The following is a 21,128-nucleotide window of genomic DNA, read 5'->3' on the forward strand; positions in this document are numbered from 1 at the left end:
GGCTTGTACGCACAAGGGGCCGGCCGATGAACGATACGCAATCCACCGAGCCCACGCTCGAAGAGCAATGCGCCGCCCGCGGCATGCGCATGACCGACCAGCGCCGCGTGATCGCCCAGGTGATCGAGCAGGCCATCGACCATCCCGACGTCGAGGAACTCTACCGCCGGGCGGTGGCGCGCGATTCGCGCATCTCGCTCTCGACGGTCTACCGCACGCTTAACCTCTTCGAGGAGGCCGGTCTCGTCACCAAGCATGACTTCAAGGACGGACGCGCCCGCTTCGAGCTCATCCCGGACGAGCATCACGATCATCTGATCGACATCCGCTCGGGCCGCGTCATCGAATTCCGCAACGAGGAGATCGAGGCGATCCAGGAAGTCATCGCCCGCAAGCTCGGCTACCGCCTCGTTGACCACAGGCTCGAGCTCTACGCCATCCCGCTCGACAAGCCGGCCCGCGACAAGGACTGACGCGCGCGGGCGAGATTGGCAAGCCCGCTGGTTTTGCTGTATGAGCCGGCCATGACCGAGATGCCCGCGCCAAAACCGAGCAAGAAGCTCTTCATCAAGACCTATGGCTGTCAGATGAACGTCTATGACAGCGACCGCATGGCCGATGCGCTGGCGCCGCACGGCTATGAGACGACCGGCGCGATCGAGGAAGCAGACCTCGTCGTCCTCAACACCTGCCACATCCGTGAGAAGGCCTCCGAAAAGGTCTTCTCCGAACTGGGGCGGTTGCGCGAGATGCGGGCGGCTCGCCGCGCGGCGGGCGGGGACATGATGATCGGTGTCGCCGGCTGCGTCGCGCAGGCGGAGGGCGAGGAGATCGTCCGCCGGGCGCCCGTGGTCGACCTCGTCTTCGGCCCTCAGGCCTATCACCGCCTGCCCGAACTGATCGGACGGGCCCATAACGGCGCTGCCGTCGTCGACACCGATTTTCCCGAGGAAGACAAGTTCGAGCACCTGCCTGCCGCGCGCCGCGAGGTCACGGTGAAGCGCGGGCTCACGGCCTTCCTCACCGTGCAGGAAGGGTGCGACAAGTTCTGCTCGTTCTGCGTCGTGCCCTATACGCGCGGTGCCGAGACCTCCCGCCCCGTCGAGCAGGTTCTCGCTGAGGCGCGCAACCTTGCGGCCGCCGGCGTGCGCGAAATCACGCTCCTCGGGCAGAACGTCAACGCCTATCACGGGCTGGATGCCGCTGGCCGCACGATCGGGCTCGGCGAACTCTGCCATCGCCTCGCGGCGATCCCCGGGCTCGCGCGCCTGCGCTACACCACGAGCCATCCCATCGACATGGCGGACGATCTGATCGCGGCCCATCGCGATCTCGATGCGCTGATGCCCTACCTCCACCTGCCGGTGCAGTCGGGATCCGACACGATCCTCAAGGCGATGAACCGCCGCCACACCCGCGCCCAGTACATGGACGTCATCGCGCGCATCCGCGCGGCGCGCCCGGACATCGCGCTCTCGGGCGATTTCATCGTCGGTTTTCCGGGCGAGACAGATGCCGACTTCGAGGACACGCTTTCGATCGTGCGCGAGGTCGGTTACGCCTCGGCCTTTACCTTCAAATATTCCCCCCGCCCCGGCACCCCCGGCGCCGGGCTCGGCGACCAGGTGCCAGAGCCGGTCAAGGCCGAGCGGCTCGAGCGGCTCCAGGCCCTCGTCACGGCCCAGACCCGCGCTTTTGCAGAGGCCTGCGTGGGACGCACGCTCGACGTACTGCTCGAGCGCCCCGGCCGCATGCCCGGCCAGCTCGGCGGGCGCTCGCCTTATCTCCAGGCCGTCCATGTCGAAGCGCCCGAAGCCCTGATCGGCACGCTGCAGCCGGTGCTGATCACGGCCACTGGAAATAATTCCATCACGGGCAAAATTGTCACGGGAATGGAACCGAACTCTGCTAGCGTTGTTGAATCGGTCGCGTCAGTCGCCTGAACATGAGGCGGCGCAGCCTCGTGGAGCCAACCAGATTTGAGCAGGCACTTGCCATCCGCCCCAGACACCGCTCTTTCCTCCCAGCTTGAACTCGCTTTCGAAGACAATCGTCTGGCCGCCCAGCTCTATGGGGATTTCGACCAGAACCTCGCGCTGATCGAGCAGCGCCTTTCGGTGCGCGCCACGCCGCGTGGCAATCATGTGCTGCTGATGGGCTCGGCCACGGGCGTAGACCAGGCGCGCCGCGTACTGGAATCGCTTTACGGTTCGCTCGAGGAAGGCCGCCCGGTCGAAATCGCCGATGTCGACGCCGTGATCCGCATGATCGAGAGCGAGGACAGCCAGCTCGTCCTGCCCACAATGGAAAAGAAGGGCAAGGTGCGCATGGCGCAGATCGCGACGCGCAAGGCGACGATCGTCGCGCGCACCCCCGCCCAGGACGCCTATATGCGCGCCATGGAGCGCTCCGAGCTCGTCTTCGGGGTGGGCCCGGCCGGCACCGGCAAGACCTATCTGGCCGTCGCCCACGCTGCCACCCTGCTCGAACGCGGCGACATCAACCGCATCATCCTCTCGCGTCCCGCCGTCGAGGCGGGTGAGCGGTTGGGCTTCCTGCCTGGCGACATGCGCGAGAAGGTCGATCCCTATCTCCGCCCGCTCTACGACGCGCTCTACGACATGATGCATCCCGAAAACGTCGAGCGCTGCCTCACCACCGGCATGATCGAGGTCGCGCCGCTCGCCTTCATGCGCGGGCGCACGCTCGCCAATTCGGTGATCATCCTCGATGAGGCGCAGAACACCACTTCGATGCAGATGAAGATGTTTCTCACCCGGCTCGGGGAGAACTCCAAGATGATCGTCACCGGCGATCCGACCCAGGTTGACCTGCCGCGCGGGGAGAAGTCGGGCCTTGTCGAGGCGGTGAACCTCCTCGACGGCATCGAGGGCATCCATATCACGCGCTTTTCGGATCGCGACGTGGTGCGCCATGCGCTGGTGGGCCGGATCGTGCGTGCCTACGAGGCCGATACCGCCAAGCGCCTCGCCACCGAGGCCGCAGGGCGTTAGCGCATGGCTTCGCCTCCATTCGAGATCGCCTTTGCGCACAATGCCGAAGGCTGGCCGGAGGGGCTCGAGCCCCTCGCCGAAGCCGCGGTCGCCGCGGCCCTTGCCGCTTCGGGCGCGCGCCAGACCGGCCCGGCCGAGCTTTCGATCGTTCTGACCGACGATGCCGAACAGCAGGGCCTCAACGCCGAGTGGCGCGGCATGGACAAGCCCACCAACGTCCTCAGTTTCCCCCAGATCGAGCCCTTTGCGCCTGTTTTCGGCATCCTGGGGGACATCATCCTTGCCCGCGAGACGCTCGAGCGCGAAGCGATCGAACTCGACAAGCCCTTCACGGACCATTTCACCCATCTCGTGGTCCATGGCTTCCTTCACATTCTGGGCTATGATCACATCGATGACGAGGAGGCCCTTGTCATGGAGGGCCTCGAGACCCAGATTCTCGCGAGCCTGGGTCTTAGCGATCCCTATCAATAAGGAGAAACAGCCGCCGCGCGGCCCCTTGAAATGAGCGATTCAGACAGTCCGAGCGTGCCGGAAGCACGTCGTTCCACGGCGTTGGTCAAGCTGCCCGAGGAACCCAACCCCGAACCGGGGTCTAGTCCCGCCTCCGCCCAGCCGCGGGGGCAGACACTCTGGTCCCGGCTCAAAGCCCTCTTTGCGCTCCGGACCGCGTCTCTGCGCGACGATCTCGAAGTCGCGCTCGAGAGCGAAGCCAATGGCGAGACCGCCGATTTCTCGCCCTCCGAACGCACCATCCTGCAGAACGTGCTGCAGCTTGGGGAAAAGCGGGTGGACGACGTCATGGTGCCGCGCGCCGACATCGAGGCGATAGATGCGGACCAATCCCTGGGCGCCCTGCTCGCGCTCTTCCGTGAGGTTGGCCACTCCCGTATCCCGGTCTATACCGAGACCCTCGACAACATCACGGGCTTCATCCACGTCAAGGATGCGCTGGGGCGCATTACCGAGGCGGTGACCGATCCCGCCAAGGACATTCCGGTGCGGCTGGTTTCCCCGGCCCTGAAGCTCAAGATCGGCCGGCTCGACCTCCTGCGCCCCGTCCTTTTCGTGCCGCCCTCCATGCCGGTGGGCGATCTCCTCCAGCAGATGCAGCACAAGCGCCTGCACATGGCGATCGTGATCGACGAGTATGGCGGCACCGATGGCGTCGTCACCATCGAGGATCTGCTCGAGGCCGTCGTCGGCGAGATCGAGGACGAGCATGACGATCTGGACGAGGCGATGGTCAAGAAGGTCAATTCCAACATTTATCTCGCCAATGCCCGCGCCGAACTCGAAGAAGTGCGCGAGGTGATCGGCCCCGATTTCGATCCGGGCGCCCGCGCCGAGGAGATCGATACGGTCGGTGGCCTCGTCTTCGATCTGGCCGGGCGCGTCCCCGCAAAGGGCGAGATCATCCGCCAATTCCCCGGTTTCGAGTTCGAGGTGCTGGCCTCCGACGCCCGCCAGATCCGCCGGCTCAAGATCAAGCGGGTCAAGACGCGCGTGCGTGGAGACGCAGAGCCCCCTCAGCTCACTCAATAGTCATGGCCGGGGCAGGCCCGGCCGCGCCCGCCCCGGCTTGACGGCACCCTGCCCTGCGGCGAACGTGCCCCATGGTCCCTGATTCTCCTGCCCGTAGATGAGCCCGGTCACCCGGCTCGCCGAAGCCCTGATGCTGAGCCATGGCTGGCGCCGCTTCCTCATTCTGTATGTTGCGGGCGCCGTCGCCGCCCTGTCGGCGGCGCCGCTCTTCATCCTGCCTGCGCTTCTCGTCGCCATGCCCTTCTGGGTCTGGGCGCTCGATGGCGCGGAGCCCGGACGGGGGATTGTCGACCGCCTCTTCGGGCCGGCCTTCGCCATCGGCTTTGCCTTTGGCTGGGGCTATTTCACCGTCACCTTCCACTGGCTCGGTGCGGCCTTCTTTATCGAAGGCGGGCTCTATCTCCTGCTCATGCCGCCCGCCATCCTTGCCCTCGCGGCGCTGATCGGGCTGTTCTGGGGCCTGGGTAGCGCGCTCGCCCATGCATTCTGGTCCAATGGACCTTGGCGCATCGCGACCCTCGCGACGGCCCTCGGCGCTGCCGAATATGCGCGCGGCACGTTTTTTACCGGTTTCCCCTTCGATCTTCTGGGCTACGCCCTGACCGGTACCGACGAGATGGTGCAGGCGGCGTCCCTCGTGGGGATCTACGGGCTTACCCTCATCGCCGCGCTGATCGGCTTTGCGCCGGCGCTGGTCTGGCCGGCGGACGGGCGGACCCTGACGCGCCGGTTCGTGCCCGTCTGCCTTGCGCTGGGGCTCGTTGCGCTGCAGCTGGGCTGGGGCAATGTCCGGCTCTCCTCGACTGCGCTCGCCGAACGGGACGATCTCCGCCTGCGGCTCGTTCAGCCCATGGTGCTCGAACATGTCGATTGGAGCCTCGCCGATCCGGCGACCGTGATGGACAGGCTGATCGGGCTCACCGAGACCCGCACCGGTCCCGACGATCCGGGGCTTTCCGGGGTGACACACGTCATCTGGCCCGAATCGGTCTTTCCGTTCTTTCTGGGGCAGTATCCCGATGCGCTGGCGCGGATCGGTCGCATGCTGCCCGAAAACGCGCTCCTCTTGACCGGCGCCCCGCGGGCCGACTACGCCACGGGCACCGACAATCCCGGCTACAACGCGCTCCTTGCCATCGATACCAATGGCGAGATCGTCGCGCGCTACGACAAGTCCCACCTCGTGCCCTTTGGGGAATACCTGCCCTTTGCCGATCTCTTCGGGCTTTTCGGCATCCGCCAGTTCGTGCCGGGCACCGAAGGCTGGGCGCCGGGCGACGGGCGGCGGCTGGTTGCCGCGCCCGGCACGCCCGCCTTCATCGCGCTCATCTGCTACGAGGCGATCTTTTCGGGCCAGCTCGGCGCCGATCCGCGCGATGCCCAGTGGATCCTCAACATCACAAATGACGCCTGGTTCGACGGGTCGATCGGGCCCGAAAAGCACGCCCATCACGCGCGGATCCGCGCCGTGGAGGCGGGGCTGCCCATGGTGCGGGTCGGCAATTCCGGCATCACCTTCCTTTCCGACCCTCTCGGGCGCATCACCGCCCGTCTCGCGCCCGAAGAAATGGCGCTGATGGATGTGGTGCCGACCCAGAAGCTCGAGACGACGCTCTTCAACCGGCTTTGGCACTGGCCGTTCTTCTTTGCGCTCGGCGTCGGCGCCCTCCTCTCGATCGGGGCGAGCCGCCGCCCGCGAAAGGCGCTGGCATAACGTTCTCCTCACGGGCCGGAAGGGATATCAAGCTTTCTTTATATCCGCCTTGACCCATGGGCGAACCACTGGCAAAACCCTGCCGGGCGGCGTCCGACGGGCGCGGCGTCTTTTTCTTGCGGGGTATGCCGTGGCACGCAATTCCTATCTCTTCACGTCCGAATCCGTTTCCGAGGGCCATCCCGACAAGGTGTGCGACCGGATCTCCGACGAGATCCTCGACATGATCTTTCGCGAAGCCAAGAAGACCGGCATGGATCTGGGCCAGGTGCGCGTGGCTTGCGAGACCCTCGCAACGACCAACCGCGTGGTGATCGCGGGCGAAGTGCGCGTGCCCGAGACGCTCCTCAAGAAGGACCGCGAGGGCAATGTGCTGCGCGACGCGGCCGGCAATCCCGTGGTCAATCCCGCCAAGTTCCGCTCGACCGCCCGCAAGGCGATCCGCGCCATCGGCTACGAGCAGACCGGCTTCCACTGGAAGACCGCCAAGATCGACGTGCTGCTTCACGGCCAGTCCGCCCATATCGCGCGCGGCGTCGATGCCAATGGCGAAAAGGACGAGGGCGCGGGCGATCAGGGCATCATGTTCGGCTATGCCTGCCGGGAAACCCCCGAGCTGATGCCGGCGCCGATCTATTATGCCCACAAGATCCTCGAAATCCTCGCGGGTGCCCGCAAGTCGGGCTCCGGCCCTGCGGCCGTTCTCGGTCCCGATGCCAAGAGCCAGGTGACGATACGCTACGAGAACGGCGAACCTGCCGAAGTCACCCGGATCGTGCTCTCGACCCAGCACCTGGACGAGACGCTGAGCTCCGCCGACGTACGCGGCATCGTCGAGCCCTTCATCCGCGAGGCGCTGGGCGAACTCTCGATCGCCGAGGATTGCGTCTGGTACGTCAACCCCACGGGCGCCTTCGTCATCGGCGGGCCGGACGGGGATGCCGGGCTCACCGGCCGCAAGATCATCGTTGATACCTATGGCGGCGCGGCGCCCCATGGCGGCGGCGCCTTCTCGGGCAAGGACCCGAGCAAGGTCGACCGTTCGGCTGCCTACGCTGCGCGCTATCTTGCCAAGAACGTGGTGGCCGCCAATCTGGCCGACCGCTGCACCATCCAGCTTTCCTACGCTATCGGCATCGCCCAGCCGCTCTCGGTCTATGTCGACCTGCATGGCACCGGCAAGGTGGAGGAGGCGCGCCTCGAGGAGGTTCTGACGCGCGTTCTCGATCTCAGCCCGCGCGGCATCCGCACGCATCTGGGGCTCAATCGCCCCATCTATGCCCGCACCTCGGCCTATGGTCATTTCGGCCGCAAGGCGGGGCGCGACGGCGCCTTCTCCTGGGAGAAGACCGATCTCGTGCCGGCGCTGAAGGCCGCCCTCAAGTAAGCACAGGGGCGCTGCTCTTCGGCGCCACTGGGCCCCGCCAAGGACTTTGCAATGACCCGCGAGCTGCCCAAGACCCTTGCGGGCGCCCCGCGCGCCTTTTTCGGCCGGCGCGCCGGCAAGCGCCTGCATGGCGGCCAGCAGGCGCTGGTCGACGGTGCGCTGCCCGATCTCGAGATTGCGCTCGGCGAAGGGCGCTTCGACCCGCGCAGCCTCTTTCCTCAGGCAAAGCGCATCGTCATCGAGATCGGTTATGGCGGGGGCGAGCATCTGGCGCGCAAGGCCGCCGAAGAGCCCGAGACAGGCTTCATCGGCTGCGAGGTCTTCACCGGCGGCATCGGCAAGATGGTCCAGACCATCGTCGAGCGCGAGCTCTCCAATGTGCGGCTCTTCACCGATGATGCGCTGAAGCTCCTCGTCGCCCTGCCCGATGCCAGCATTGACGGGCTTTATCTTCTTTATCCCGACCCCTGGCCCAAGACGCGCCACCACAAGCGTCGCTTCGTCTCGCCGGTGACGCTGACCGAAATCGCCCGCGTCTTGAAGCCCGGTGCCGCCTTCTGCTTTGCGAGCGATATCGAGGACTATGCCAATTGGACGCTGGCCCACGTGCTGCGGGCGCCCGGCCTCGCCTTCACGCCGGGGCGGCCCGGCCAATGGCACGAGCCCTATCCGGGCTGGCAGCCCACGCGCTATGAGCAGAAGGCCCGGCGCGAAGGCCGGATGAAGAGCTTTTATTTCACCTTCACCCGCCTCTGAGCGGGGCCGTCCGAAGGAAGGGACCGCCATGCGCTACATCGTCTACGGGATCGGAGCGATCGGCGGGACGGTCGCGGCGCGGCTGGCGCTGAGCGGAGCGAACGTGCTCGGCATCGCCCGTGGGCCGCAATACGACGCGATCGCGGCCGATGGTCTGCTGCTGCGCACGCCCATGGGCAATCAGCGGGCGCGGTTCCCGGTCGTCCCCGATCCCGCGGCGATCGCCTTTCTCCCTGACGACATCATCGTCCTGACCCTCAAGAGCCAGCACACTCGGGCCGCCCTCGAGGCCCTTGCGGCCGCCGGGGTGAGCGAGCAGGCCATCGTCTGTGCGCAGAACGGCATCGACAATGAGCGCCAGGCGCTCCGCGTCTTCCCCAATGTCTATGGGCTTCTCGTCCTGATGCCGGCGGTCTTTTCAACGCCGGGCATCGTCGATGCCTTCGGCACGCCCCATCACGGCATCTTCGATATCGGCCGCTATCCGGGTGGCGACGACGAGACCGCTCGGGCCATCGCCGCGGATCTGACCCGGGCCGGGATCGCCGCCCAGGCTCGCCCTGATGTGATGACCGCCAAGAACGGCAAGCTGCTCGTCAATCTCGCCAACATCGTGGGCGCAGCGCTCGGGGAAGGGCATGAAGCGATCCCCCCGATCGCGCGGCGTCTCACCGCCGAGGGCGAAGCGGTGTTCGCCGCGGCGGGCCTTGCCCATGAAGATGTGGGCTCAAATGCCGCGCGCCGCGCCCGGCTGATGACCGAGGGCGAAATCGCGGGCGCCGAGCGGGTGGGATCGTCTTCCACCCAGAGCCTCAGCCGCGGCACCGGATCGATCGAGACCGATTGGCTGAATGGCGAGATCGCGCTCCTGGGCCGGCTCCATGGCGTACCGACGCCGGCCAACGCCTATTTCGCCGCCCTTGCCCGGCGCATGCTTGCCGAAGGCCTGCAACCGGGCAGCATCGGGCTCGCCGAAATCGAGGCCGCGCTGGGCTGAGGGGGCGCACCCTTGCGTCCGGACCCCGTGCGCGCTATAAACCCCTCCAACATCTCTGGCATCTTGCAGAGTGGGAGCCTTCCGGCCCCGCTCTTTTTTATTCGCTGAAGGGACCCATGGGTTTCGATCTTACCGAGAAACGCTACATCAAGGAGACCGGGCTCGAGGCGCGCATCGCGCAGATCATCGAGCCGGTGGCCAATGACCTCGGCTATGCGCTCGTCCGGGTGAAGCTCACCCAGGAGAACGGCATGACGCTGCAGATCATGGCCGAGGACGCCGAGGGGCGCTTCACCATTTCCGATTGCGAGCGCCTCTCCAAGGACCTCTCCCCCGTGCTCGACGTCGAGGATCCGATCGATCGGGAATATCACCTCGAGGTCTCCTCGCCCGGCATCGACCGGCCCCTGGTGCGCGCCCGCGATTTTGCCCGTTTCATCGGCCATGAGGCGAAGGTCGAACTGGGCGACATGATCGAGGGGCGCAAGCGCTTCCGCGGCATTATCGCCGGGTCGGACGAGGAGACGGTGACCATCCGCGTCCCCGATGCGCCCATGGGCACCGATCCCGACCACCGCCTGCCGCTTGCCATGCTGGCCGAGGCCAAGCTCGTCATGACCGACGCGCTCATGGAAAAGGCCCGCCTCGAGCAGGCCGAGCACCCCATCGACGATGACGAGGAGATCGAGACCCTCGAGATGGGTCTCGAGGACACGATAGACGACGACGCTCTTTCAGAGGAAAGTGACACAAATGGCCGTTAGCGCGAACCGCCTTGAGCTTCTGCAGATCGCAGACGCCGTTGCCCGCGAAAAGTCGATTGACCGCATGGTCGTGATCGAAGCCATGCAGGACGCCATCGAGAAGGCGGCCAAGGCCCGCTACGGCGCCGAAACCGAAATCAAGGCCGAAATCAATCCCCGTTCGGGTGAACTGCGCCTGTGGCGCCTGCTCGAGATCGTCGGGGAGGTCGAAGAACCCGGCCGCCAGATCGATCTCAAGAGCGCCAAGGCCCGTAACGACGCCGCCCGCATCGGCGATTTCGTTACCGAGCCCCTGCCCCCGATTGAATTCGGCCGCATCGCCGCCCAGTCCGCCAAGCAGGTCATCGTGCAGAAGGTGCGCGATGCCGAGCGTGAGCGGATGTACGACGAATACTACAACCGCATCGGCGAGATCGTGAACGGCACGGTCAAGCGCGTCGAATACGGCAATGTCATCGTCGACCTCGGGCGTGGCGAAGCCATCATCCGTCGCGACGAGCTCATCCCGCGCGAAATGTACCGCTATGGCGATCGCGTGCGCGCCTATGTCTACGACGTGCGCCGCGAGCAGCGCGGGCCGCAGATCTTCCTCTCGCGCACCCATCCCCAGTTCATGGCCAAGCTCTTCATGCAGGAAGTGCCCGAGATCTATGACGGGATCATCACCATCCGCTCGATCGCGCGCGATCCGGGCAGCCGTGCCAAGATCGCGGTGACCTCTTCGGATTCCTCGATCGATCCGGTCGGCGCGTGCGTGGGCATGCGCGGCAGCCGCGTGCAGGCGGTGGTCGGCGAGCTCCAGGGCGAGAAGATCGACATTATCCCCTGGACCGACAACATTGCCGATCTCGTCGTGTCCGCGCTCCAGCCCGCTGACGTTGCCAAGGTCGTGCTCGACGAGCAGGCCGAGCGCATCGAGGTGGTGGTGCCCGACGAGCAGCTGTCGCTCGCCATCGGCCGGCGCGGCCAGAACGTGCGGCTTGCCAGCCAGCTCATCGGGTGGGACATCGACATCCTGACCGAGCAGGAAGAGAGCGAGCGGCGCCAGAAGGAATTCACCGAGCGCTCGGCGCTCTTCATGGATGCCCTTGACGTTGACGAGATGGTTGCCCAGCTATTGGCTTCCGAAGGCTTCTCCTCGATCGAGGAGCTCGCCTATATCGAGCTCGGCGAAATCGCCTCCATCCAGGGCTTCGACGAGGAAACCGCCGGCGAGATCCAGAACCGCGCCATCGAATTCCTCGCCGCCCAGGACCGCGCCTTCGACGAAGAGCGCGTCGCGCTCGGGGTTTCGGACGATCTCTACGAGATTCCCGGCCTCACCGCCGCGATGCTCGTGGCGCTCGGCAAGGACGACATCAAGACTGTCGAGGATTTTGCCGGCTGCGCAGCCGACGACCTCGTGGGCTGGACCGAACGCAAGGATGGCGAACTGAAGCGCTTCGACGGCACGCTCAAGGATTTCCCGGTGAGCCGCGAGGAAGCCGAGGAAATGGTGCTGCAGGCGCGGCTGAAGGCCGGCTGGATCAGCGAAGCCGATCTCGCGCCTGCCGAGGACGAGATCATCGACGAGGAGCAGGCGGTCTAGGCCGCCCGCTTTGGTGCCGTCCATGGCCCGCAGTGAAGACACGATGCGCCAATGTGCGCTGACACGGGAGAGCATGCCCGTCGATGCGCTCATCCGTTTCGTGGTCGGCCCGGACGATGTGCTCGTCCCCGATACGGACGCCAAGGCGGAAGGCCGGGGCGTCTGGATCACCCTCGGGGCGCGCCAGGTCGAGGAGGCGGTGCGCCGGAAAGCCTTCGCGCGCAGCCTCAAGGCGCCGGTCACGGTGCCCGAGGCGCTTGCGGAACTGACGCGGCTGCGGCTAGAACAGCGGCTGCTCGGGGCGCTCTCGATGGCGCGCAAGGCCGGCCAGCTGCTCACGGGCGCCATGAAGGTGCGCGGCGCAATAGAGACCGGAACGTGCATCGGGCTCTTCACCGCGACCGATGCGGCCGAAGATGGGCGCGCAAAGATGCTGTCCTCGGTTCGCGGGCGCGCCCATGCCGCTCGCGAGGCGGGACTGAAGGGGGCGGAGCCGCCCCATTTCGAATTGCTGAGTTCAGACCAAATGGGTTTGGCACTCGGGATCGAAAATGTGATACATGCTGCCCTCACCCATGGAGCGGCAGCGAAAGCGGCGTTGGAGCGGGCCTCTCGACTGGCCCGGTACAATGCCAATTAGGCGCTTCACATGGCCTGTGCCGATATCGGGCAGGCGGCGAGGCGCGAACCAGACCGGCGCGACCGGGTGACGGGCAGGGGCCCATCGCCAATGCGCGACGGACAGAATGGAAATGCGGGGCGGAGGGCCGCGCCGCATCTCCCCCAGGAAATCGCAAGCAAGAGACGCGAGATACATGGCTGACAACGACGACAAGCGCGACGACACCAATGCGGGCGCTGGCGGCAAGAAGACACTGACGCTGAAGGGTGCCCCCAATATGGGCGGCCGGCCCGGCATGGCGCGTTCTTCGCGCACCGTTGTCGTGGAAAAGCGGACCCGACGGGTCGGCGCACCTGCGGCCCCGGGCTTTCAGGCTCCCTCGGGTGGCGCTCAGCGCTCCGCCCCGCCTTCGGGGTCCGGCCAGCGACCGTCGGCACGTCCCCCCCTGCGGGCGGGCGGGCTGACCAATAACGAGGCCATCGCCCGCGAAAGGGCGTTGCGCGAGGCTGCGGCCCGCCAGGCCGACGAGGCCGCTCAGGCCGCCGCCGACGAGGTGCGTCGCGCCGAGGAGGATGAGCGTCGTCGCCAGATCCGCGAGCAGGCCGCCCGCGAGGAAGCCGAGCGCAATCGCGCGGCGCAGGATGCCGAGGCTGCCAGTGCCGCCGAGGCTGCGCCTGCACCTGCCGAGGCTGCCCGGCCGGCCGCCGAGCGTGCCGCGCCTGCATCGCGTCGTCCGGCCGATCGCCGGCCTGCCCCAGCTTCAGCCCCGATCGTCGACATTCCCCCTGCACCCCCTTCGGAGGCCGATGGCCGCAAGACCCGTACCGCGCCCGCCGCGCGTCCCGGTCTCGTCAACGCCGCCGAACTCGAGAATGCCCGCCGCGCCTCGCGCGCCACTCCCGAGCGGCCTGCCCGCCGGGCCGGCGACACCAATCAGCGCGGCCGGCTGACCCTCGCCAATGCCGGGGTCGAAGGCGACCGCGATCGTGGCCCCTCGCTTGCGGCCATGCGCCGTCGGCGCGACAAGAAGATGGGTCGCAACCAGGGCGCCAACCAGCCCAAGATCGCGCGTGAAGTGGTGGTCCCCGAGGCCATCACCGTGCAGGAGCTGGCCAACCGCATGGCCGAGCGGGCCGTGGATGTGATCAAGATCCTCATGACGCAGGGTCAGATGGTCAAGATCAACGACGTGCTCGATGCCGATACCGCCGAGCTGATCGCCACCGAACTCGGCCACACCGTCAAGCGCGTTTCGGACGCGGACGTCGAGGAGGGTCTGTTCGACCTGCCTTCGGACGATCGTGCCGAGGACCTCACCGGCCGCGCGCCGGTCGTCACCATTATGGGCCATGTCGACCACGGCAAGACCAGCCTGCTCGACGCCATTCGCGAGGCCAATGTGGTTTCTGGCGAAGCCGGTGGCATCACCCAGCATATCGGTGCTTATCAGGTGGAAAAGGACGGTCAGAAGGTCACCTTCCTCGATACCCCGGGCCACGAGGCGTTTACCGCCATGCGTGCCCGCGGCGCCCAGGCCACCGACATCGCCGTGCTGGTCGTTGCCGCCGATGACGGCGTGATGCCCCAGACCATCGAGTCGATCCGCCATGCCAAGGCGGCCAACGTGCCGATCATCGTGGCCATCAACAAGATGGACAAGCCCGAGGCCAACCCCACCCGCGTGCGCACCGAGCTGCTCCAGCACGAAGTGTTCGTGGAATCCATGGGTGGCGACGTGCTCGACGTCGAGGTGTCCGCCAAGACCCATGCCGGGCTCGACAAGCTGCTCGAGACCATCCTGCTGCAGGCCGAAGTGCTTGAGCTCAAGGTCGCCCGTGACGGGCGCGCCGAGGGCCTCGTCATCGAGGCCAAGCTCGATCGTGGCCGCGGTGCGGTGGCGACCGTGCTCGTGCAGCGCGGCACGCTCGCGATCGGGGACATCCTGGTGGCCGGCACCGAGTTTGCCCGCGTCCGCGCGCTGATCAACGATCAGGGCGAGCAGGTGAAGGAGGCGACGCCCTCCATGCCGGTCGAAGTGCTCGGGTTCACCGGCGTTCCGTCGGCGGGCGACCGCTTCTCGGTCGTCGAGAACGAAGCACGGGCCCGCGAAGTCACCGAATATCGTCAGCGTCTCGTTCGCGAGAAGACCGCAGGCGGTGGGGCGACCAGCCTCGAGCAGATGATGAACCAGCTCAAGGCCTCGGGCATTGCCAAGTTCCCGCTGCTGATCAAGGGCGACGTGCAGGGTTCGGTCGAGGCGATCAACGCTTCGCTCAACAAGCTCTCGACCGACGAGGTCTCCGCGCAGATTCTCTACTCGGGCGTGGGCGGGATTACCGAGTCCGACGTCACCCTCGCCACCGCTTCCAATGCGGTGATCATCGGGTTCAACGTGCGTGCCAACAAGCAGGCCTCCGACCTGGCCGCCCGCGAAGGCATCGAAATCCGCTACTACAACATCATCTACGACCTCGTGGACGATGTGAAAGCGGCCATGTCGGGCCTCCTGAGCCCCGAGCGGCGCGAGACCTTCATCGGCAATGCCGAGATCCTCGAGGTGTTCAACATCACCAAGGTCGGCAAGGTCGCCGGCTGCCGGGTCACCGAGGGCATGGTCGAGCGCGGTGCGGGCGTCCGGCTCATCCGCGACAACGTCGTGGTGCACGAGGGCAAGCTCTCGACCCTCAAGCGCTTCAAGGACGAGGTCAAGGAAGTGCAGATGGGCCAGGAATGCGGCATGGCCTTCGAGAAATACGAGGACATGCGCGTCGGCGACGTCATCGAGTGCTTCCGCGTCGAAAGCATCCAGCGCACGCTCTGACCGCTGCGCTTTCAAACAAAAAAAGCCCCGCTTCGGCGGGGCTTTTTGCATTTTCGGTGTCTATCGCCCGGCGGCCAGAGCCCCCTCAGATCAGCCTGTATTGCTCGGCCTTGTTGCGCAGGAACGGCAGGCCCTTGCCCATCACCTCTTCCTCGCTCTCGGCCACCGGCCGCCATACCGCCAGCCCATAGGCGACTTCGGGCGGCATGTTGATGAAGCTCTCCATCGCGAGCCCGCCCGAAAACCCGATGGCGGCGAGGGTCGCGAAGATTTCGTCCCAGTCGCAGGTGCCATAGCCCGGCGTGCCCCGATCGCTTTCGGACAGGTGGATGTATCTGAGGTGCTCGCGCGCCGCCAGAATGCCGTTGGCGGCGCCTTTCTCCTCGATGTTCATGTGATAGGTGTCGAGGTGGAGGAAGACGTTCTCCGCGCCGATCCGCTCGATCATCGCGACGCCCTGCCAGCCGGTGTTGATCAGATGGTTCTCGTAGCGATTGACCGGTTCGATGCCGAGCGACAGCCCGAGGCTCCTGGCGCGCCGGGCCGCGCCGGCCATGACGCGGGTGATGTTGTCGTATTCGGCCTCGGTCGGGGGCAGGCCCGTCCGTTCGCCGATCCCCCCATAGATGACGCCCGAGAGCGCCTTCGCCCCCAGCGCCGCAGCCTTGTCGATCGCAACCTCGAGAAACGCCGTCGCCGCCTCGGGGCGCACCGAAGCCCAGGCGCGTTCGGGCAGGCCGAGCGAACAGACCGCTTCGAGCCCGTTGTTTTCGAGCAGCGCGCGGGTGTGCGCGGCATCGACACTCGCCGGGTTCATCATCGCGATCTCGACGAAGTCGAGCCCGTGGCGCTTGGCGGCCGCGACGGCGATCTCCGCCGATGCCGGCTGCCAGTCCATCGCCCACATGCTGGTATGCACACCGAAACCGGAAACCGGCATGTTTGTCTCCCTTGATAAGAAAAAGCGGCGCGGAGGATGTTCCCCCGCGCCGCCGGTCCGCCGCGTGGACTAGAAGTCGAAATCGGCGATGTTGTCGGCGGTGAAGACGAAGGGCGCGCCGAGCAGCACTTCGGACCCGTTGATCACCTGCAGTTCGCCCAGCCGGCCGGCCTCGACCGAGGTGTCGCCGGGATTGAGCGTGCCATCGGCCGCCGCGCGCAGCACATAGGCCGCCGCATAGCCGAGGTCGATCGGGTTCCAGAGCACTGCCGATTTCACGCAATCGGCCTCGATATAGGGCCGCATGGCGTTGGGCGTTGCCAGCCCCACCACCGCGATGTTGCCGCACTGGCCGGCCTGGGTCACCGCATCCGCGGCTGCGGGCGTCGCCACCGAGGTCATCCCGGCAATGCCGTCGAGCTCATCACCATATTTGTTGATGAGCGTGTTGGCCTGGTTGAACGAGAGGATGTTGTCCTCCTGGGCCTCGACGGTCTCGAGCCAGCGCATGTTGGGGTAGCACTCGGCCTGGTAGGCGGCCATTTCCGAAATCCAGCGCGCCTGGTTGGGGGTCGTGAAGGTCGAGGTCACGATGGCGAATGCCCCGTCCTCGCCGATTTCGGCGGCGAGCTGGTCGATCATCGCCTTGCCGATGCCGTTGAACTCGGCCTGGTTGACGAACCACTGCCGGGCGTCGGGCTCCGAATTGGCGTCATAGCCCACGACGTTGATGCCCGCTTCGAGCGCGCGGCGCAGCACCGGGGCGATGGCCACCGGGTCGTTGGCGGCAAAGAGGATCCCGTCGACCCCCGAGGTGATGTAGTTGTCGATCAGCGTGATCTGATCGTCGATATTGGCGCGCGTCGGCCCGTCGGTCGTCGCGTTCATGTTGAGCTCGGCCGCCGCCTCCATGATGCCCTGAGTGGTCGCGGCGAAATAGCCGATGCCCACGAGCTTGGGCACGTCCACCACGGTCAGCGTCTGGCCGGCGCGGTCGGGCGCATTGGTCGGGGTGCCGCCGTCATAATCCATCGGCGTGGCGGTACCCGGGGTCCCGTCGCAGGCGAGCGGGTTGGTCGGCAGGTCGTCGCCGCCGGTATAGACCTGCTGGGCCTGTACGAGGCTCGTCGTCAGCGCGAGGCTGGTCAGCGTCGCGATCGCAAGTTTCATCATCGGTCGTCCTCCTGTTGCCGCGCGGGCCCGTTGTTTGCCGGCATGGCCCTTGTCCGCGTGAGATTTCATCGGTTGCCGTCCCGGTGAAAGAGATTGCTGATGAGAATGGTGAGGATCAGCACCGCCCCGATCAGCACGATGGTGCCATCGCCGCGCACGCCCGCGAGCGACAGCCCGTTTTTCAGCGCCTGCACCATGATGAGCCCCAGAACCGTGCCGATGATGGTGCCGCGGCCCCCGAAGATGGACGTGCCCCCCAGCACCACCGCCGTGATCGCGTCGAGTTCGAGCCCGGTCCCCATGTCCGAGCGGGTGGTCGAGACACGCGAGACGAAGATCACCGCCGCAAGGCTCGCAGCGAATCCCGAGGCGGCATAGATCGCCATCTTCACCCGGTCGACGCGGATGCCGGAGAACCGGGCCGCGGTCTCGTTCGAGCCGATCGCATAGGTCGCGCGCCCCCAGCTCGTCAGCCCGAGCACGATCGCTGCAAGGATCGCGACGAGCCCCAGGATCCAGAGCTGGGTCGGAACTCCCAGCACCTGTCCCTGCCCCAGCACGTAGAACCAGTCGGGATATCCGCGCACCGAGCGCGCCTCGCTGATCCCCTCGGCAAGGCCCCGATAGAGCGCGAGGGTCGCGAGGGTCGCAATCAGCGGCGGAACGCCGAACCGGGTGATGATGAAGCCGTTGAAAAGCCCCGCCAGCGTGCCGACGACGAGCCCGAGCCCGATCGCCGCCTCGAGGGGCAGGCCGAGATTTTGCCAGAACACCCCGATGAGGATCGCGACGAGCCCTAGGATCGAACCTACCGAAAGATCGATGCCGCCGGTGGCGATGACGAAGGTCATGATGATGGCGACGAGCCCGACCTCGGTCATCAGCCGGCCCTGGTTCAGAAGGTTCTCCGGGGTGAAGAACCGGTCCGACTGGGCCGCGAGCACGACTAGCGCAAGAACGACGAGGATGGCGAGAATGGTCTCGTGCCGGAGAATGGCTTTCCAGTTCATCGGCCCGCCCTCACTTGGCCTGTCGCCGGCGGGCCATGTCGGCCAGCACGGTCGCGAGGATGAGGAGCCCGATCACCGCCCGCAGCCAGTAGGCGGAGATGCCCACGAATATGAGGGCCGAGCCGATCGCTGCGAACAATATGGCCGCAAGCGTCGAGCCGATGACCGTGCCCGATCCGCCAAGGATCGAAACGCCCCCGATCACCGAGGCGGTGATCACGGTCAGCTCGAGATTGGGCGGCACGGTCGACTGGATGACCTGCAGCTGGGTCGCAAAGAGGATGGTCGCGAGGCCCGCAAAGGCGCCGTGAATCATGAAGACCTGAACGATCCGCCGCTCGATCGGAATGCCCGCCGCCCGCGCGGCCTCGGGATTGCCTCCCACCGCATAGATCGAGCGACCGAAGGCCGAATAGCGCATCCAGAACGCCGCCAGAATGGTGAGCCCGACCATGAAGTAGATTGGCGCGGGGATGCCGAGCGGGCGCTGCTGGGCGAGGAGGAATTCGGGCGGCAGGTTGGAGATCCACGCTCCGCCCGTAACGCTGATGAGCCCGCCGCGCAGGATCGAGAGCATGCCGAGCGTAACGACGATCGAGGGAATGCGCGCGTAGGCGACCAGCACCCCGACGAGGAAGTTGACCGCGATCCCGATGAGGATCGGCGCCGTCCACGCCACCCATACCGGATAGCCCGAAACCGCGATCGTGCCGGCGATCGTCGCGAGCACGCCGATCAATGCGCCGACCGAAACGTCGATATTGCCGGTGATGATCACCATCGACATGCCGATCGCGGCCACCGCGATATAGGCATTGCCCGAAAAGATCGTGTTGAGGTTGTTGGGCGAGATGAAGCGGGGGTTGATCGACCAGACGACCACGAACAGCAGCAGGATCGCCCCGAGGATGATGATCTCCTGGCCGTAGCCGGCAAAGAGCCGCCCGAACCAGCTCTGTTCGCGCCTGCCGAGCGTCTGGGCCTCGGCCGTCATGCCGCCTCCTCCCGGCGCGCATCGGCCATCGCCGCGCCAACGCTCTCGGCCGTCGCCTCGCCCCTCTCGAGCGTGCGCACCAGCTGCCCGTTATTGATCACCAGCACCCGGTCGCTCATCCCGAGCACCTCGGGCAGTTCGCTCGAAATCATGATGATGCCCATGCCCTCCCCGGCCAGCTTCGTCATCAGCTGATGAATCTCGGCCTTGGCGCCGACATCGATGCCGCGCGTGGGCTCGTCCATGATGAGGATCTGGGGGGCGGTCTCGAGCCATTTGGCGAGCACAACCTTCTGCTGGTTGCCGCCGGAAAGCTGGCCCACCACCTGCCCTGGCCCGCGCGCGCGGATGCCGATCGCCTTGATCGCTGCGGCGGCGCGCCGTGTCTCCTCGGCAAACCGCATCATGATCCCCCGTCGCACCCGTTCGAGCGAAGCCATCGAGACGTTCTGGGCGATGGTCATGGGCTTGACGAGACCCTGCAGCCCCCGGTCTTCGGGCACATAGGCGATGCCATGGGCCCGCGCGTCGCGCGGCGAACCGATCCGCACCGGTTTTCCCGAAACCAGGATCTCTCCGCTGCTCGCCGGGGTGATCCCGAAAAGCGTGAGCGCGAGTTCCGTTCGGCCCGAGCCGACGAGCCCCGCCACCCCGAGGATCTCGCCGCGCCGCAGCGCAAAGGAGATGTCGCGAACCTTGCGCCCGTGGGAGAGGTTGCGCACTTCGAGCAGCGTCTCGCCGGGCGCGATTTCGGATTTCGGATAGAGATGGTCGATCTCGCGGCCGACCATCATCGCCACGAGGCTCTGGGCGGTCACCTCCCCGATCGGCCGCGTGCCGATCAGCGCCCCGTCGCGGAGCACCGTCACCCGATCCGCAAGCTCGAAGATCTCGGGCAGCCGGTGGCTGACATAGATGATCCCCACCCCCCGTTCACGCAGGCGCTTGACCACGGCCATCAGCCGCACCACGTCGGCTTCGGCAAGCGCGGCCGTCGGTTCGTCCATGATCAGCACACGCGCGTCCTGGCTCAGCGCCTTGGCGATTTCCACCCGCTGCCGGTTGGCGACCGAGAGCGCGCCGACCTTGGTGTCGACATCGAGATCGGGGCTGTCGAGGCTGTCGAGCAATGCGCGCGTGCGGCGGCGCATCTCCGGCCAGTCGAGGCCGCGCCAGCCGGTCCGCGGCGCATGCCCCAGAAAGACGTTTTCGGCGACGGTCAGCTCGGGAAAGAGCAGCAATTCCTGGTAGACGACCGCGACGCCGCGCCGCCGCGCCTCGCGCGGGGTGAGGTGGGAGACCGGCTCACCGCCGATCTCGATCGTGCCGCCATCATGGGGATGGACGCCCGCAATGATCTTGATGAGCGTAGACTTGCCCGCCCCGTTCTCTCCCATCAGGGCGTGCACTTCGCCCGGCCGCACGTCGAAATCCACGTCCTTGACCACGCGGATGCCGGCAAAGGCCTTGGAGACGCCCTTGAGCCGGATGAGCGGCGAGGCCGCGTCTCTGCCCCCCGGCGTCACGCCTTGCTCCTCGTCATGCAGGCAAGCCTGTCGCGTTGGCGAACGCGCTCTACGCTCGCCTGGCAATGCTCCGAAACGGGCACGGCATCCTCCCATGTCACCGGGCCAGCGCCCGGCACGCCCCTTTTCGGGGCCTTCTGCAAGACGCTGCCCCTCCCAGAACCACGCCTTGTACGGACAGACTAGCATGTTAGTTACGCGCGGCAAGGGGGCGATTTGCATGCGTCGCAATCCCCTCCCCTGCCGGTGGCGATTGACGGCGGCCCGGCGAGCCCCT

Annotated in this window: 18 protein-coding genes; 13 read left to right on the forward strand and 5 right to left on the reverse strand. The window is 66.5% G+C overall.

Features of this window, described 5'->3' with window-relative positions; all coding sequences use genetic code 11:
• The first annotated feature begins 26 nt into the window (after nt 1-26).
• The 13 genes from EMQ25_RS12840 to infB all read left to right on the forward strand — a co-directional run bounded on the left by EMQ25_RS12840 (nt 27) and on the right by infB (nt 15,208).
• Nucleotides 27-473 carry a Fur family transcriptional regulator gene (locus tag EMQ25_RS12840; protein ID WP_127188979.1) on the forward strand — a complete coding sequence of 149 codons (447 nt, stop codon included), beginning with the start codon at nt 27-29 and terminating at the stop codon, nt 471-473.
• 51 nt (nt 474-524) lie between these two features.
• On the forward strand, nt 525-1,943 hold the full coding sequence (miaB, locus tag EMQ25_RS12845; RefSeq protein WP_127188980.1) for a tRNA (N6-isopentenyl adenosine(37)-C2)-methylthiotransferase MiaB: 1,419 nt from the start codon (nt 525-527) through the stop codon (nt 1,941-1,943).
• Nucleotides 1,944-1,979: 36 nt separating this feature from the next.
• Complete coding sequence (locus EMQ25_RS12850; protein WP_127188981.1) at nt 1,980-3,014, forward strand: PhoH family protein; 1,035 nt, start codon at nt 1,980-1,982, stop codon at nt 3,012-3,014.
• 3 nt (nt 3,015-3,017) lie between these two features.
• On the forward strand, nt 3,018-3,488 hold the full coding sequence (gene ybeY / locus EMQ25_RS12855) for an rRNA maturation RNase YbeY (protein WP_127188982.1): 471 nt from the start codon (nt 3,018-3,020) through the stop codon (nt 3,486-3,488).
• 30 nt (nt 3,489-3,518) lie between these two features.
• On the forward strand, nt 3,519-4,559 hold the full coding sequence (locus EMQ25_RS12860) for a hemolysin family protein (RefSeq protein ID WP_127188983.1): 1,041 nt from the start codon (nt 3,519-3,521) through the stop codon (nt 4,557-4,559).
• Nucleotides 4,560-4,656: 97 nt separating this feature from the next.
• Nucleotides 4,657-6,273, forward strand: a complete 1,617-nt coding sequence (gene lnt, locus EMQ25_RS12865) for an apolipoprotein N-acyltransferase (RefSeq protein ID WP_127188984.1) — start codon at nt 4,657-4,659, stop codon at nt 6,271-6,273.
• A 130-nt stretch (nt 6,274-6,403) separates the two neighbouring features.
• On the forward strand, nt 6,404-7,660 hold the full coding sequence (gene metK / locus EMQ25_RS12870; protein ID WP_127188985.1) for a methionine adenosyltransferase: 1,257 nt from the start codon (nt 6,404-6,406) through the stop codon (nt 7,658-7,660).
• 51 nt (nt 7,661-7,711) lie between these two features.
• Entirely contained in the window at nt 7,712-8,416 is a 705-nt protein-coding gene (gene trmB / locus EMQ25_RS12875) for a tRNA (guanosine(46)-N7)-methyltransferase TrmB (RefSeq protein ID WP_127188986.1), read from the forward strand.
• A 28-nt stretch (nt 8,417-8,444) separates the two neighbouring features.
• Complete coding sequence (locus EMQ25_RS12880; RefSeq protein ID WP_127188987.1) at nt 8,445-9,413, forward strand: ketopantoate reductase family protein; 969 nt, start codon at nt 8,445-8,447, stop codon at nt 9,411-9,413.
• Nucleotides 9,414-9,529: 116 nt separating this feature from the next.
• Nucleotides 9,530-10,177 carry a ribosome maturation factor RimP gene (rimP, locus tag EMQ25_RS12885; protein ID WP_127188988.1) on the forward strand — a complete coding sequence of 216 codons (648 nt, stop codon included), beginning with the start codon at nt 9,530-9,532 and terminating at the stop codon, nt 10,175-10,177.
• Nucleotides 10,167-11,765 (forward strand): transcription termination factor NusA, encoded by a 1,599-nt coding sequence (gene nusA, locus EMQ25_RS12890; RefSeq protein WP_127188989.1) that lies wholly within the window; start codon nt 10,167-10,169, stop codon nt 11,763-11,765. The genes rimP and nusA overlap by 11 nt, the downstream gene beginning before the upstream one ends.
• Nucleotides 11,766-11,787: 22 nt before the next feature.
• Nucleotides 11,788-12,405, forward strand: a complete 618-nt coding sequence (locus EMQ25_RS12895) for an RNA-binding protein (RefSeq protein ID WP_127188990.1) — start codon at nt 11,788-11,790, stop codon at nt 12,403-12,405.
• 175 nt (nt 12,406-12,580) lie between these two features.
• Nucleotides 12,581-15,208, forward strand: a complete 2,628-nt coding sequence (gene infB, locus EMQ25_RS12900; protein WP_127188991.1) for a translation initiation factor IF-2 — start codon at nt 12,581-12,583, stop codon at nt 15,206-15,208.
• Between the two features lie 85 nt (nt 15,209-15,293).
• Here the strand turns inward: infB and EMQ25_RS12905 are convergent, their stop codons facing one another.
• The 5 genes from EMQ25_RS12905 to EMQ25_RS12925 all read right to left on the reverse strand — a co-directional run bounded on the left by EMQ25_RS12905 (nt 15,294) and on the right by EMQ25_RS12925 (nt 20,851).
• On the reverse strand, nt 15,294-16,148 hold the full coding sequence (locus tag EMQ25_RS12905) for a sugar phosphate isomerase/epimerase family protein (RefSeq protein ID WP_127188992.1): 855 nt from the start codon (nt 16,146-16,148) through the stop codon (nt 15,294-15,296).
• Between the two features lie 69 nt (nt 16,149-16,217).
• Entirely contained in the window at nt 16,218-17,321 is a 1,104-nt protein-coding gene (locus tag EMQ25_RS12910; RefSeq protein WP_127188993.1) for an autoinducer 2 ABC transporter substrate-binding protein, read from the reverse strand.
• A gap of 65 nt (nt 17,322-17,386) precedes the next feature.
• Nucleotides 17,387-18,331 (reverse strand): ABC transporter permease, encoded by a 945-nt coding sequence (locus tag EMQ25_RS12915; RefSeq protein ID WP_127188994.1) that lies wholly within the window; start codon nt 18,329-18,331, stop codon nt 17,387-17,389.
• Nucleotides 18,332-18,341: 10 nt separating this feature from the next.
• On the reverse strand, nt 18,342-19,325 hold the full coding sequence (locus tag EMQ25_RS12920) for an ABC transporter permease (RefSeq protein WP_127188995.1): 984 nt from the start codon (nt 19,323-19,325) through the stop codon (nt 18,342-18,344).
• A complete protein-coding gene (locus EMQ25_RS12925; RefSeq protein WP_244606578.1) occupies nt 19,322-20,851 on the reverse strand; it encodes a sugar ABC transporter ATP-binding protein in 1,530 nt (509 codons plus the stop codon). The genes EMQ25_RS12920 and EMQ25_RS12925 overlap by 4 nt, the downstream gene beginning before the upstream one ends.
• Nucleotides 20,852-21,128 lie beyond the last annotated feature (277 nt).

The organism is Arsenicitalea aurantiaca, from assembly GCF_003994485.1.
GTDB lineage: Bacteria > Pseudomonadota > Alphaproteobacteria > Rhizobiales > Devosiaceae > Arsenicitalea > Arsenicitalea aurantiaca.